We start from the raw sequence: 15,348 nt of genomic DNA on the forward strand, positions 1-15,348 counted from the left end.
CTTGCACCTCTTGCTGATGAATCTCGCGCTCGAACTTCTCCGAGGAGCGACGCGAAGCGTCTTGCAAGGCCGTTTCCAATTGGCCGGCCAATTGTCCACGCAGCGCGGTATCGAGTTCGGGCGTCTTGCGCACGCGCTCCAGCTCGACCTTCAATCCATCGATCACCGCGTCCGGATTGGTGGCCATCTGGGTGCGGGCGTCGTTGACGGCAGTGCGAACCTCGGTCTGCACCGATTGTTGCAACACGCGCCGCTCGCGATCGACCGCGTCTAGCAAGCCGCCGTCGGGTTCATCGGCGGACGGAGTATCCGACAACTCGTCGTGCAGAAGACCAAACTTGATAGCAGGCGCATCGGATCCAGGCTTTCCGGCTTTCTCAGCCAATCGCAATAACGTACCGGCCTCGGAATCAGCTGCATTGATCTCTAATGCCTGAGTGGCCAGCCGTAAGGCATGTGCAGAATCGCCAGATGCCAAGGCGACTCGCGCGAGCCGATCTAGCCCCTTGGCGTCGCTTAGCAACCGGCGGCGAACTTCAGCCAGCCCCTTACTTCCCAATGTCGGAAGGTTCACCCCACCGTCGCGTTGGCCGGCTTCGACCAAGTATTCCAAAAACGAATAGTCTGTGTTCGATTCCGTTGGCGCGAGTTGCCAGCTCAATTCGATAGCACGACCATCGGCGTTTTTTGCATTCAACTTGACAATGGCCGGCGCTGACAACGAGCCACTGCCTATCAGAATCGTATCCCGGTCGAAACGCAGCGGTAATCCGCGGACACCGGAGAGTGCCTGCAAGGGCTGCGGCAATTCGATCGACGTGGGCCACACCACAGGAGCAGGTAGGGCAGCAGCCAGCCAATTGCCAACTTGAGATGCGTTCAAGTCGTCGGTATCTACGGCTAAAACCGCTCCGGTCTGCCTGGCCACGCAGGCCAGCAGGGCCGAATCCAGGCGCGGCCCTATCGCGTAGCTGTTGAACGGCACCTGAAGGTCGCGAAGGTGATCGATTCGAGGTCTTACGACCTCGGCCGCCAGCATACTGGCGCCGCTCATCCCATCGCCGATGTATAGCGCCGCGCGGCGACGCATTCCCTCCTTGACCTCTGCGAACGATTCACCGGCCGCGGATAGAGTAGCCACCATATCCGTCGCGCCCAGAGGCACGCGCTCGCGCAATGCCGCGACCGCCTTCGCCATTTGTTTGCTAGTGGGTGAGACGAATGCCTGTGTCAGCGGAATCGCATTCAGGTCGACAGCCAACAATTGAATCCGATCATCCGGGTGCAACGCGGCCAGTACGGTATCAAGTACGGCGAGCGCCTTGGTGCGATACTCGCCCGCCTGGCTGGCAGATGTGTCAAACAGTATGACAACGTCTGTCGCGACGCGCGGGGGTCGCGTGATAGCCGGCGCAAGGCGCAATACGAAGTACGCAGCGTCGTCTTTTGCAAATACGTCAAGCCTCGCGTCATTAGCGACCGGAGCCGCTACGACAATCGGACCTGGCATAGCCGCCAGTAGGCTACTTACCACGCATGCACTTTGGCATACTCGCTTGCACCATAACATAGTGAGATACTCCCCGAACTTTTATCACAACTGCTTTAGCGCAGACATCACCTTTCATGTTCGCGTCACCACGTCGCCCTGGGACGCGAAGCCGAAACGCGCCGAATAACCGCGCCGCGTCCAACATCACGCCTTTGGCGAAGCGCCTTGCTGGAGGATGGACAGGTATGAACCCACAGCGCCTCAACGGTATTTCCGTCATGCTCCACAGCCTCGACGACAAACACGAATCCGTTGGTACGGAAGTGTCGAAGATTTTCGCAGTGGATATGATCCCGAACCGACCGTCATCGTGAGGGGATGATCGCGTGAGATATCGTCCCGTCCAGCCGGTGATTACACCGTTCTCTTTCTCGCGCCACGGTGGCTCGTTGGCGTGGAAACAACGATACAGATTCGGTTCGAAGCGTTGACCCGAGCAATTCGTGTCGCGAGCGGCGCTTGTGGCTTTCATATCATTCATGGCAAGCTGCCTCACTCATCCATCCCGCCCGCGTGTGACTGGCCACCGCGCGAGCGCGCATAATGTAGACGAGGATGCCAAATGACCACGACATAACGACATCTCGACCCAAACGATGCAGCCACGGGCGAGCGCCACGGGCTGCCATGCCCGCAGGTGAAACGGTGTATGTTTCAGCGGCGGTCTTCGCCGTCGCTTCCATGGATGCTAAGGCGATACCCACAGGTAATCTACCGCCATTGCGTTACAAATCGCTAAGGTGGATAAGCGATTTATCCTGAAAACCACCTCTACCGCCTGGCAATGGCTCGTAAATTGCCATGCTGCGGACACCATTTTGTCGATCCGTACACAGCGACTTCTTCGTCGCTGCCGCCGTCATCATTTCCGGCCAAAATCTCATACTCAATGGACTCCGTTCCTTGGGTGGCAGCGTCATGTCGCTCGTGCGGCTCCTCGCAACAATCAATTGGACTGAGAGCGGATTGCGACGGGCACCTGTCGAATGCAAACGCAACGGCTACATTGTCAAGACGACCAGCTAGGGACAACTGCGTTCGCTTCGGTAGCGCGATTCCCGGCAGAAAGGCCGATCGATGTTTCACGATCTTGCTGCATTTCTTTTTGATCCGTCCGTCGTGGGGTGGTGGGCGTTGATCGTGACGGTGCTCTATTCAATTTGCGGGATGCCGGCCCAGATTTGGAACAATTTCAAGAATCGCCATACGGTACGGCCGTCGTTGCTGTTTGGCGTGTCCATTGCCGCCACTTTCAACAGTTGGGTGTGGTACGGCTATGTAAAGGGGGACACGTATGTGTTCGGATCGAATTGCCCCGGAGCGATTTGTGCGGTAGTACTCCTCTTGCAAGCCCTGTTTTACCGCCCCCGCCAGTGATCCGGGGCACTGCAAGCGGCTGTCGACGAGCAATCGTCCTCATTGGCGTTCTTGTAGTTGACGCCAACCCCTGGCCGTCCGAAAATCGCACATCAGGGGATTGTTCACGTAAGCGCTAGTGGTTTTGCGGCAATGGACACGCTCGTCGACAACGTTCTCGGTTCCGGCACCAATTACGTCACTCTGGCAGTGCCGTTTTTCTTTCTGCTGATCGGTCTGGAACTAGTGGCGGGCCTGGTCGAGCGCAAACGTCTCTACCGCCTCAACGACTCGATCAACGATCTGAGCTGCGGCATCGTGGATCAGATCCTGGGGTTGTTTCTGAACGTGCTGCTGTTGGCCAGCTACTTGTACCTGTTCGAGCATTTCCGGATGCTAGAGATCGCCGATGCCTCGCCGGCTGCCAAATGGGTGGCGGCGATCGGCTTGTTGTTCGGAGTCGATTTCTGCTTCTACTGGTTTCATCGCATCGCGCACGAGTATGCCTCTCCTTGGGCGACGCACGTCGTGCATCATCAGAGCGAGGAATACAACCTTTCGGTCGCGCTGCGCCAAAGTGCGCTCGAGAGCTGCTTTGCCTGGGTGTTCTACCTTCCGCTGGCCGTGATCGGGTTTCCGCCCGTCTGGTTCGTCGCCATGAAGGGGATCAACCTGCTCTACCAGTTCTGGATCCACACCGAAGCCATCGACCGGCTGGGCCCATTGGAATGGGTCATGAATACGCCGTCTCACCATCGTGTACACCATGCCCGCAATCCAAAATATCTCGACAAGAACTACGCTGGCATGTTCATTATCTGGGATCGCTTGTTCGGCACCTTCCAGCTGGAAGAAGAGCAACCCGTCTATGGCATCACCAAGCCGCTACAGAGTTGGAATCCCTTGTGGGCCAATCTGCACTCTTGGGCCGATCTCGCACACGACGCCTGGCATGCGCCGCGCTGGCAGGACAAGATTCGCATCTGGTTCATGCCGCTGGGCTGGACCCCGCCTGGCCTGCCCGAACGGCCGCGGGCCCAGGAGGTCACCCGGGCGGACGTCAAGAAATATGATCCCTACGTGCCATGGCCACTTACAGCATATGTCCTTGTCCATTTCCTGGTCGTGCTGGTGGTGGGTGTGGTCGTTTTATTGCTCGGCGATGATCACGCGCCGCTCGTATCAATCGCTCCGGCAGCGGCGTTCATATTGTGGTCTCTGGCGAATTTCGGCGGGATCATGGAGCGCCGTGGCTGGGCTTTTGTCGCCGAGATCGCGCGCCTGATCGCATTGCCCCTGGTCGCGGCACAATTGACTGATAATGAGACGTGGAGATTGGATGCTTGGAGATTCGCGGCACTGACGGCGTCGATCAGCTTGACTTGCATCTCGGTCATGTGGCTTGTGGGCACTCGCCGACAGTTCGCCACGGTGAATGCAATCCCCGCGCAATCCTCGACGTAATACGATTCGGCTGCCGTTGCGAAGCGCTGACCACGCCTGCGACGTCGCTACGCCCCCAGATAGAACGGTTTGGCAGCGCCTCAGGGAGTTGGCCGTATAGCCTTGGCCGCTTCGGCCTCGATGCGCAATGCTTCGGCGCTTTGTGGTTCATGCTGCTGGCGCCACATGACGCCCTCGCGATAAAACCGCAATGCCTCTTCGTGGTTCCCCAGTTTTTCGTTGATCATGGCCAGAAAGAATCGATCGGCGCTGTAGCCCCCGTTCGCCTTTACGGATTTCTCGAGGGCCTCGGTCGCCTTTGCCAGATCACCGGCTCGGTACAGCGCGGCGCCGAGCGTCCCTTGCAAAGCGCCAACGTCGGGGGCCAAGTGCACGGCCTCTTCCGCCATCGCCACGGCCCGTTGCGGATCGCGATGCCGCTCGTCTCGACAAGTCGCCAAGATCCAGGCCAGGCTGTTGCAGGCGAGAGCACGCCGCGATTGCGGAACGTCGGGCACTGCCAGCGCCTGTTCGAGCAATTCAATCGCGCGCTGGCACTCTCCGATTTCGGCCAATGCCGCGGCGAACGCGATGTGCGTCTCGGTATAGGTCGGCTGAAGTTGCAGGGCAATGCTGAGGTGAGCGATTCCCTGCGGTACGTCTTTTTGCAAATAGAGTGTGCCGAGATTGTTGTGCCCGATCCAGCTTTTGGGATCGCGTGCGACGACGTCGGTGAACAGCGTCAGTTGATCGTCGTAGACAAACGTGCGCTGCCAGGTGAGCACGCCCGACACGATCAAAACTGCCGCGGCCGTGAGTGCGCCGAGCCATCGAGACGAGTCCCCCAGCCGCCGCCAGCCGATAGTGGCAATCGCCGCCATAAGCGCGATCAGCGCCATGCTGGCGTGATATTGAAAATGATCGGCCACGAATGAGTAGCGGAACGGATAGACATTGAAGAAACCCAACGCCGGCACCAGCACGCCCGCAAAAATCAGCACCGCCGCCAGCGGGCCGCGCCCGACTCGTCCTCGCGCCAGCCACAAGCCCAACAACACAGCCAACGCTGCCGCCGGATAGACGTATTGCCACAGGTCATGTGTGTTGATGTCCCAGCGTGGGTAGAAGAAGTTCAGCCCCACCGGCCATAAGAGTTTGCCCGCGTAAAACCACAGCGCATGCCCCGCGATCAGGCATCTGCCGACAAAGCTCAAGTCCCAGGCCGCACCGACCGCGCCCACGGTATTCTTTTCCATCGTCACAGTGACCAGGGCTAGCGCGATTCCGATGACGAAAAACGGCCCCAATAGCGTTAGATCGCGCCAGGAAATCTTCCCTCGCTTCCACCACAGGATCACCAACAGCACAGCCGGCACAGAAACCGCAACCGTCTTGCTCAATAGCGCCGCCACGAACAGTACAAATGCCAGGAAGTACGCCCGCCAGCGAGGCGCCGTTAGGGGCTGTGTTGCGCCGTCGTTCACCGTCTCGGGGGGAGAGAACTGCAAATAGGCCAGAATCGCGGCCAGTGCAAACACGGCCGAGAGAACATTCTTGCGCTCGGTGATCCAGGCGACACTTTCGACTTCGACCGGGTGGACAGCAAAGATGGCTGCCGCCAACCAAGCGCCCGGCAAACCAAGCCGCGCGAGAAGCCGCCACAACAGCACGGCGCCCGTGGCGTGCAGCAACACATTCACCAGATGATAGCCCGCAGGGTGTAAACCCCACAGGTGATATTCGACCCAGAACGTCGTATGGACCAGCGGATAGTATTGCGGTACCGCGCCCGGCTCGAACCAGATGCGCCGCAGTCCGTCAATCGAGTGCAGCGTCTCGTTGGCTTCGACGTAGTAATCGTCATCCCAAATGAAACCGCAGCCGATCGCATGCGAGTACGCGATCAAGGCGAACAGCAGCAACACGCCTGCCCAGGCCCAGGGTAGCCAATACGAGGGACTGTCGGCGTCTTTGCGCGGCACCGAGCGCGCCGCGTTCGACTTCGCCTTCGTGCGGGTTTTGGCCGACATGTTCACGTTGCAGACAGGGGGCGGCAGGAATTCCCGGTAGGAGCATCGCTCCCTAAATCAGCCGGCGATCGATCAGCAGGTCTTCATGCGGCCCAGCACTTCTTCGACGGCAGTCGGCATGGCGCGTGCGTGGCTATTTTCCCAGATAGTTCGGCGCCCGCTTCTGCAGAAATGCCATCACCCCTTCGCCAAAGTCGTGCGTCTCGCACAGCGATTGCTGGGTTGCGGCCTCGTGACGCAGCGCTTGCTCGAACGTGGCCGCCCCCTCGTTGTTGCGGATGGCTGCTTTCGATTGCGCGATCGAAAGCGGGGCCTTGGCGGCCAGTAGCTCGGCGAACTTCTGCACCGAGTCCTCGAACCCTTCCGTTGGGTAGAGATGATTTGCCAGACCCCACTTTTCGGCGTCCTCGGCCGGCACACGGCATCCGGTCATCACCATCTCTAGGGCTCGACCCGTTCCGACCAGCCGTGACAGCGTGAACGATCCGCCGCCGTCCGGCATGAGATTGATGTTGACGAAAATCTCGGCAAAGAAAGCCCGTTCGCTCACCAGGCGCAGATCTGCGGCCAGCGCGATATCGCAGCCAATGCCGGCCGATGCTCCGTCGACGGCCGCAATCACCGGCAGCGGCAGACGCGTCATTGCCACGACCAGCGGATGATAATGATTTGTCAGGATGTCTTTGACGTTAACGCTTTCACCCAATCGCGGTGCCACGGCCTTCAGATCGGCACCGGAACAAAAGGCGCCCCCTTTGCCCGAAATCACCACAACGCGAGCCCCTTCGGCGACGCTGCTCTCCACTTCAGCCCGCATCTGGTCGGCTACCTCGGGCGTGAGCGCGTTCTTGACCTGTGGGCGGTTGAACCAGATCCATTTCACGGAACCCTTGGTTTCCGAGAGCACACTGGGGGCGGCGGTCGCAGTTGTAGACATGATCGTGAACCTCGTGCGCGTGATGGGTGCCGAAATAACGTGGATCGTGCGTCGGGCATTTTCGCCCAGACAAACCTCGAGGTCAACGCGCAGACGCATCGGTCACAGAGGCTTTCATGGTGTCAACGTATGCACCGTTGCTGGCCGGGTATCCACGGGCTGCAGCGGAGTCTAAACGTCAACGATCCTTTGCCGCTTTACACGGCTTGGCAAGCCAGCCGTGGCACCCGGAAATGAAGACTTTTGAAAAACAGAAGATGTCCTGCAAGGCCATCGGATGTGACAGCCACTCAACCTGCCAGCACGGTCTGCAGGCGGGCCACGACAACTTCGGCCTCGCCCGGCTGCAAACAGAAGGGATCGATCGCCAGCCGGCCGGTCCGGGCGTCGCCACTAGCCACATAGATAGGCGGCGAGCCAGCCTCGAGCACGCGAGCGACCTCGATCGCCGAGCGTCTGGCAGTACCAGGCAACTCGATACGGACGATCGGCCACAGGTCGGCACGTTCGACCAGTGTCGCCTGCGCCGTAGGAAGCGTGGCGAGAGCAGCCACGATTTGTGCCGCTGTCTTTGCCAATCTTGCCCGATCGGCTATCTCGTCGCTCGTTACGAAACGTTCAAGCGCTACTAGCAGTCCTACGATTTCTTCCTTGCCAACCTTCATCGCGCGGCCGATGCCGTGGTTCGGGACGCCCGACTGCAACAGAGCAGGATCGATCAGTGAGTCCGGCGGATTCCACAACTCTGGCAGAAAATCGAGATCCCACATCTGTAGCGCGGCCGAGGCGATCAGGCCCCTACGGCCGCAAAGGATGCCCGAGGCTTGCGGACCGCGAATCCCCTTGCCGCCGCTAAACCCTACCAGGTCGGCACCGGCGGCGATGAACGATTTCAGGTTTCCCCGAGGAGGTAGCGCGGCCGAGGCGTCGACGATCACCGGCAGCCGGTGGCGATGGGCCACATCGATAACTTCGCTAAGCGCCAGCGGTGAAAAGCCGACCGAGAAGGCAACGGCCACGGTGCCCTCGCTGATCGCGGCTTCGATCTCCCAGGGCTGTGGATCCCGCGTGCGCTCGGCCAGCCCGACTTCCACTAGCCGTGCCCCCGCGGCACGCAGCGCATGGTCGTAGCCGTTGCGGTGCGATCGGGGAATAATGATCTCGTTGGGCATGCCCGCGGTGTCGGGCAGCCGGTCGATCCGGCCGAAATCGGTGCCGGCCAGGCAAGCCGCGGCGGCCAATGTCAGCGAAGCCGCGGCCCCGGCCGTGACCAGCCCGGCCTCGGCGCCAGTCCACTCCGCGATCTTGGCGCCTGCCACCGCGTGCAGTTGATCCATCCGCACGAAGGATCGCGCCGCCTCGGCCATGGCCCGCGTCACTTCCGGATCCATCAAACTGCCGCTGAGGCGCGTGAGCGTGCCCGCCGCGTTGATAACCGTGGGGACACCGAGTTGGCTGTAGATCGAAGACATGGCGTATTGACCGACCAGCGGACGGTGCCGCTTGCTTTTATGTGCGAGTTCCCTGACCAGAGCATGATTTGCCGTCTGGGGCCAGCATGCTCGGCACGTCAGTTGGTGTCAACGATCCCTTGTCGAGACTTCGCCGCGGTGTTGAACGATCGTAATGACCGCCTTGCCCTCTTACGCGGCGCGCGTATGCTGATGCGACACGGCGCGCTGGTATTGAAGCTGCGACGCCGGCTCTTAGGACCGAATCTTTTGCGGGGAGCCTTCTCTTGCTAGCCGGACACATTCAAGCGCGAGGCAAAATCACGCTGGTCGACATCCCGGAACCGAGCCTGGCCGACCCCGGCACGGAACCAGGGCAGATCCTGTTTGAGCCCCACCTGACTTGCCTGTGCGGATCGGACCTCCCCTATTTCGATTCGTCGCATGCTGAATATCCGCAGCCGGTCGGCTACTCATTGCATGAGATGGTCGGCACGGTCGTGGCCACCAATGGTCAGCGGTTCAAGGCAGGAGATCGCGTGCTGGCCGTGCCCATCCGTCAGCGCGGACTCTACGAGCGTTACACACTCAGCGAGGAGCGGGCCATTCCGCTCGATCACCGCCGCCCGCCAGAGCAGGCCCTCTTGGCCCAACCGCTGGGCACGGTCATCTATGCACTCAAGAAGCTCCCTACGGTGCTGGACAAAGACGTCGTCATCGTGGGCCAGGGGCCGATTGGCCAACTGTTCAACGCCAGCCTGCGCAACCTGGGAGCGCGCGAGATTATCGGCGTCGACAAGCTCGCCTCGCGCCTGGCGACGAGCGAACGAATGGGGGCCACAGCCACGATCGACAGCAGCCGCGAAGACCCTGTCGAGGCGGTGCGAAGAATCACCGGTGGAAACCTGGCCGATGTCGTGGTCGAAGCCGTCGGGCACGACGACCAGGCGCTCAACGTGTGCATCGACCTGTGCACGAAATTCGGCCGGATTCTATCGTTCGGCGTTCCCCCCGAGCGGATCGACGCCCTGCGTTGGAAGGACCTCTTCTATAAGAATATCACGGTTCATACGAGCGTCGATCCGGACTTCAGCAGGGACTTTCCTTTAGCGATGCGCTGGATCTGCGAGGGGCGCATCGATCTTTCGGCATTGCTGACGCATCGTTTTCCGCTGGCCAAGATCCAAACGGCGTTCGAGACCTTCCGCGATCGCGTCGATGGTGCGCAAAAAGTGCTGGTCGACTTCCCGCGCGCTCGCTAGCGCACGCTTCGGAGATCATCGTATGTCGCGCCCACGCATCAGTTCCAAAATCCCAGCGAGCTTCGAAGTCGGCGGGCGCGTGACGTTCACACGCACGTTTACCGAAGGTGACATGTCGCTGTTCATCGGCTCGACCTGGGATGTAAATCCCTATCACACTGATGATCGTTTCGCCGCCCAGACACGCTTTGGCCGCCGCATTCTGCCAGGATTGTTGGCGGCCAGCATGGCCACGCACTTGGGCGGATTATGGGGCTTTCTGGCCACCGAGATGCACCTGGAATTTCTCGCCCCGGTTTATGTGGGAGACACGATCACCCTCGAAGTCGAGATCGTGGCCATCGAAGGCACGCGGCAAAAAGTCAATGCCCGCTCGCGCTGGACGAATGCCGACGGCGTAGAAGTCTTGCGCGGCAGCTTCGCGGGCTATCCGGCCGAACGCGACGATGCACCTGCTCCGGCTGCGGGATGATGGCTTCCTAGCTCTCGGTGCCGATCGGCGGCGCGAAACCACGACGCATCGTGTTTTCGGTCACGGTGCGCGGCACGACGAACTGCAACAAATAGTCGACGCCGCCGGCCTGGCTGCCAATGCCCGACATTTTGAACCCACCGAACGGCTGCCGCGCGACCAGGGCGCCGGTAATGGGCCTATTGAGGTACAAGTTTCCGACCAGCATCTCGCGCTGGGCACGATCAAGGTGCGCCGGGCTGCGCGAAAAAATGCCGCCGGTCAGCGCGTAATCCGTTCCATTGGCGATTCTTATGGCCTCGTCCAGATCGCCGGCGCGCAGCACGGCCAACACCGGGCCAAAGATTTCTTCCTGTGCCAGGCGAGACTCGGGACCGATGTCGGCAAAAATGTGCGGCCCGATATAGAAACCCCGTTGCGCGAGTGGGCCCGCTTCCACGCACAAGAGCGCTCGTCCCTCTTGGCGTCCGATAGCAACATATTTGCGAATCCGCTCGAAAGCTTCGTTGTCGATGACCGGTCCTACCGAGGTGGATGGATCGTCAGCCGGTCCAACCTTCAGGCTGCGCGTGGCTTCGGCCAGCCGTGTAAGGAATTGGTCGTAAACCGTGGCCAGCACGATCACGCGCGAGCAGGCTGAGCATTTTTGCCCTTGGTAGCCGAACGCGCTCTTCACTACACCCAACACCGCTTCGTCGAGATCGGCGTCATCATCGATGATGATGGCATTCTTGCCGCCCATCTCGGCGATGACGCGTTTGACAAGCGGATTAGCCCCGCGGCCCGAGGTTTCGGCGGCGCGGGCGTTGATAGCCAGTCCTACGCTGCGCGACCCGGTGAAAGCAATCACGGCGGTATCAGGATGCTCGACCAGTGCCGCGCCGACGGTCTCACCCGCACCCGGCAAGTAATTCAAGACGCCCGGCGGCAGCTCCACCTCCTGAAAAATATCCAACAGCTTGGCCGCCACAACCGACGACTGCTCGGCCGGCTTCATCACCACGGTATTGCCAGTCGCCAAGGCCGCGGCCGACATGCCGGTGAGAATGGCCAGCGGAAAATTCCAGGGCGCAATGATCACGGCCACGCCGCGCGGCAGATAAAGAAAACGATTCTCCTCGCCGGGCACGTCGACACCACGCTCGGATTGCATGCGGACCGCTTCGCGGGCGTAGAACTCGCAGAAGTCGATGGCCTCGCAGACATCGCCATCGGCCTCGCGCCACTCCTTGCCGCATTCGTAGACTTCCCAGGCCGACAATTCCCAGCGGCGCTTGCGCATCAGGTCCGCCGCACGATGCAGAAATTCGGCCCGCTCCTCGACGGGCCGGGCGCTCCAGGCCGGCAGCGCGCTCCGCGCCGCAGCGACGGCGCGGGCTGCGTCTTCCTTGGTGCCGGCGGCCACGATTCCGACGACTTGATCTTTGTCTGACGGATTGATCGACGTCAGCTGCCCGTTCGTTTCTGTCGGCTGATTGCCAATCCACAGTGGATAGTACTGGCCGAATTCGCTGCGCACTTTAGCCAGCGCGGCGAGCATGGCACGGCGATTTTCTTCCTTCGCGAAGTCGGCCAGCGGTTCGTTACAAAACGGCTCGGACGCCATTGTTGTCTGAGATTCACGGCGCGGCGCGGCGACCGGCGCCGGTGAGGGGCGCCCGCCCTGATCGATCGGATTCATCAGCAAAGTCTCCGGCGAGATGTGCTCGGCAAAGCTCGCTCTCAAGAAAGAATCGTTGGAAGTGTTTTCCAGCAGGCGTCGCACGAGATAGGCCATGCCGGGGATCAATTCGCCGTAGGGCATATAGATTCGCATGCGATAGCCCATGTCGACCAGCACTTGCTTCTCGGGGTCACCCATGCCGTACAGCATTTGCAGCTCGAAGTTGGTCTTCGGCACGCCCAGGTGCTGCGCCACGGCAAGGCCGTGCGCCAGCGAGCGAATGTTGTGACTCCCCAACGCCGGGTGCAGATACGTGTGATGGGTCAGCAGGAAACGGGTCAGTGTCTCGTAGTTGGCGTCCGTTTCCCATTTGCGTTCGAATACCGGCACCGGCCAACCCTGAGAGCGAGCCAGCACCGTCTCGTAGTCCCAATACGCCCCCTTGACCAGACGGACCCAGGCCGGCGTGCCACGGCGCCGGGACCAATCGGCCAGTCCGCGGAGATCGGCCTCGGCATCCTTCAAGTACGCCTGGATGACGATGCCCACATGGGGTGTGCCGCGGAATTCGTCCTCGGCCAGAATCTGCTGAAAGATGGCCAGCGTCAGATCTTTGACCTTGTACGATTCCATGTCGACATTGACAAACGCCCGCGCCTCGCGCGCAGCGCGCAAGAGCAATCGCAAACGCCTGCCGACGCGTTCGGTGGTTCCGACCGGGTCGATCGGATCGAACTGGCTGTCGAGGGCCGAGAGTTTGACCGAGACATTCACACGCGGCAGTTTGCCACCGCCGTCACGATCAATCTGCGAGACCTCGGGCCAGCCATTGACCGTGGGGGCAACGTCGCGGATCAGATCCAGATAAGCCTGCAAGTAGCTGTCGGCCTCGGCCTCGCTGGCCACGGCCTCACCCAGAATGTCGAGCGTAAACGCGCGCTTCAGTTCCCGCTCGTGCAGCGCGGCCGCCAGGACTTCAGCGGCGTTCGTCCCGGCGATAAACCGCCGCGCATGGGCCAGCGCGTTGCGGCGTACGGCGACGGCCAGCGTGCGGCCGGCCAGCGAACGGGCCGTGGCCAACGACAGCCCCAATCGCGCGGCGGCGGGCAAAAACTTCGCCACGTCGTCGAAGTACTCGTGCACGTGGCGCGTCAACGATTCGCTGCTGCCGAGCATGGGGAGCACATCCAGCAGCCGAAACATCTGCACTTTCACTGACTCGTCGCGCATGGCCCAGGCCATGATCCGATCGTCCCACCAGCGACGCTGCAGAATATTCGGCTGGCTGTCGGCCAGATGCGCAAATATGTGCCGGCCAATCTGCTGGGTCGACGATTCGATCGCGTCCAGGTCTTTGTCGGTCCATTGTGCAATCAAAGTCGTCGCTCCACGCGGCGCTAGCGGCCGTGGCCCTGTCCTCGGCAAGAATGCCTGTGGAATCCTATGCCAAGTGGGGCCTGCGCGGCAAACGAGATCGGTTATCGCCGAGAGATCACCGGCTTTTGGGCAGCGCATGGTGTTGCCGGCGCCGCGGCAGCGACTCGGGTCACCCCCTTGCTTTGGGTCTGGAAGAACTTCATAACTTCGGCTGTTACGCGATATCACGATCGATGGAAATGAAAACAATGGCCAATCGACTTGCGGGCAAGACGGCGCTAGTAACCGGAGGTGGCACAGGCATCGGACTGGGTGTCGCCTTGGCGCTGGCAGAGGAAGGGTGCCGGGTCGCGATCGCCGGCCGCCGGCGGGAACCTCTCGAAGCCGCAACCCGAGAGTTCAAAGGCGAGCCGCGAATGATTTTTCAAACGGTCGATATCGGCGATCTCGCCAGTGTCGAAAAGCTCTTCGAGTGGTCTAAGCAAGCCCTCGGCCCCCTCGACATTCTGGTCAACAGCGCGGGGGTGAACGTACGGCGCCGTACGATGGCCGAGCTCTCGCCCGCCGACTGGGACAAGATGATGCAGATCAACGCTAGCGGGACATTTTATTGCCTGCATTGCGCGCTCCCCCAGATGCGCGAGCGGCGGACAGGATTGATCGTGAATATTTCTTCGATCGCGGGGATTCGCTCATCGATCCTGGGGGGCGTGGGCTACACGGCCTCGAAGTTCGCCATGACCGGCCTCGGCACGACCGTGGGCCGCGAAGAGGCCGAACACGGCATTCGCGTGACCAACATCTATCCCGGCGAAGTCGAGACGCCGATTCTCGAAAATCGGCCCGTGCCAGTAAGTGCTGAGCACCGCGCGCGCATTTTGCAGCCTGCTGACGTGGCTGCCGCGGTCTTGATGGTGACCTGCCTGCCGCCGCGGGCGCACGTGACCGATCTGGTAATCAAGCCCAGCTCGCAGGATTTTGCCTAACGCGCTCAACGCGCGAACCCCGCGTGCCTGCCCGCCTGTCTGCTCTGTGGTAGACTACAGAGACGGCGCAAGACGTAATAGGCTTCGACATGCGTCAAGCCGTGCCAGACGCGCGACCACGGTTCGCACGAAATCGTTTCCAAGAATTGCCGGGCATGATCCTGCTGATAGATAACTACGACTCGTTCACATACAACCTGGTGCAAAGGTTGGGTGAGATCGATGCGTCGCTGGACCTCGAAGTGCAGCGCAATGATCAGATCACCGTCGACGAGATCGCCGCCCGCGCGCCCACGCACCTGATCATCTCGCCGGGTCCCTGCACGCCCACCGAGGCGGGCATTTCGATCGCGGCCATCGAGCGTTTCGCCAGCGAGATTCCCATCCTGGGCGTCTGCCTGGGTCACCAGTCGATCGGCCAGGCCTTCGGTGCCGAGATCGTACGGGCTCGCCGCCTGATGCACGGCAAAACGGACATGGTGTATCACGACAATCTCGGCCTGTTCGCCGGGCTGGAGAATCCGCTACAGGCCACGCGCTATCACAGCCTGGTGATTCGTCCCGGAACCCTGTCGGACGACTTCGAAGTTTGCGCCTGGTGCGACGGCCCTGACGGCGAGCGCGAGATCATGGCCATCCGCCATCGCGAGTGGCCGCTGCATGGATTGCAATTTCACCCGGAAAGCTTTCTTACGCCCCAGGGCAACGAGATGCTGCGTGCGTTCCTGGCGATTCCGCAGATCAGCAGGCGATAGGCACCTGACCGATCTGCTGAAACGCAATACGCACTGGCAACCGCGCCGCGGCGCCTACTCAAAA

At 61.0% G+C, this 15,348-nt stretch carries 11 protein-coding genes; 6 read left to right on the forward strand and 5 right to left on the reverse strand.

Translation table 11 applies throughout. The features are described from left to right. A partial coding sequence (locus tag VGG64_05360) for a hypothetical protein (protein ID HEY1599006.1) occupies positions 1-1,570 on the reverse strand: 1,570 nt, incomplete at its 3' end. A gap of 1,059 nt (positions 1,571-2,629) precedes the next feature. Here VGG64_05360 and VGG64_05365 point away from each other — a divergent pair. Further along, positions 2,630-2,929 carry a SemiSWEET family transporter gene (locus VGG64_05365; GenBank protein ID HEY1599007.1) on the forward strand — a complete coding sequence of 100 codons (300 nt, stop codon included), beginning with the start codon at positions 2,630-2,632 and terminating at the stop codon, positions 2,927-2,929. A gap of 132 nt (positions 2,930-3,061) precedes the next feature. After that, entirely contained in the window at positions 3,062-4,372 is a 1,311-nt protein-coding gene (locus tag VGG64_05370; GenBank protein ID HEY1599008.1) for a sterol desaturase family protein, read from the forward strand. Between the two features lie 80 nt (positions 4,373-4,452). Here the strand turns inward: VGG64_05370 and VGG64_05375 are convergent, their stop codons facing one another. The 3 genes from VGG64_05375 to VGG64_05385 form a co-directional block, all read right to left on the reverse strand. Beyond that, on the reverse strand, positions 4,453-6,381 hold the full coding sequence (locus VGG64_05375; protein ID HEY1599009.1) for a tetratricopeptide repeat protein: 1,929 nt from the start codon (positions 6,379-6,381) through the stop codon (positions 4,453-4,455). A 133-nt stretch (positions 6,382-6,514) separates the two neighbouring features. Next, the gene (locus tag VGG64_05380) at positions 6,515-7,318 is read right to left on the reverse strand and encodes an enoyl-CoA hydratase-related protein (protein HEY1599010.1); all 804 of its coding nucleotides are present in this window, start codon (positions 7,316-7,318) and stop codon (positions 6,515-6,517) included. 290 nt (positions 7,319-7,608) lie between these two features. Next, positions 7,609-8,790 (reverse strand): DegT/DnrJ/EryC1/StrS family aminotransferase, encoded by a 1,182-nt coding sequence (locus VGG64_05385; protein HEY1599011.1) that lies wholly within the window; start codon positions 8,788-8,790, stop codon positions 7,609-7,611. Between the two features lie 266 nt (positions 8,791-9,056). On the opposite strand from VGG64_05385, the gene VGG64_05390 reads away from it, so the two are divergent. Further along, on the forward strand, positions 9,057-10,031 hold the full coding sequence (locus VGG64_05390) for a zinc-binding dehydrogenase (protein ID HEY1599012.1): 975 nt from the start codon (positions 9,057-9,059) through the stop codon (positions 10,029-10,031). A 22-nt stretch (positions 10,032-10,053) separates the two neighbouring features. Beyond that, positions 10,054-10,503 (forward strand): MaoC family dehydratase, encoded by a 450-nt coding sequence (locus VGG64_05395; protein HEY1599013.1) that lies wholly within the window; start codon positions 10,054-10,056, stop codon positions 10,501-10,503. Between the two features lie 7 nt (positions 10,504-10,510). On the opposite strand, the gene pruA is transcribed toward VGG64_05395, so the two are convergent. Then, positions 10,511-13,543: an L-glutamate gamma-semialdehyde dehydrogenase gene (pruA, locus tag VGG64_05400; protein ID HEY1599014.1), complete on the reverse strand. Its 3,033-nt coding sequence runs from the start codon at positions 13,541-13,543 to the stop codon at positions 10,511-10,513. Positions 13,544-13,791: 248 nt separating this feature from the next. On the opposite strand from pruA, the gene VGG64_05405 reads away from it, so the two are divergent. Continuing rightward, on the forward strand, positions 13,792-14,529 hold the full coding sequence (locus tag VGG64_05405; protein ID HEY1599015.1) for an SDR family oxidoreductase: 738 nt from the start codon (positions 13,792-13,794) through the stop codon (positions 14,527-14,529). Positions 14,530-14,684: 155 nt separating this feature from the next. Beyond that, positions 14,685-15,284, forward strand: coding sequence for an aminodeoxychorismate/anthranilate synthase component II (locus VGG64_05410; protein ID HEY1599016.1), 600 nt, complete (start codon positions 14,685-14,687; stop codon positions 15,282-15,284). Positions 15,285-15,348: the final 64 nt, after the last annotated feature.

It is taken from the genome of Pirellulales bacterium (assembly GCA_036490175.1).
Classification (GTDB): Bacteria; Planctomycetota; Planctomycetia; order Pirellulales; family JACPPG01; genus JACPPG01.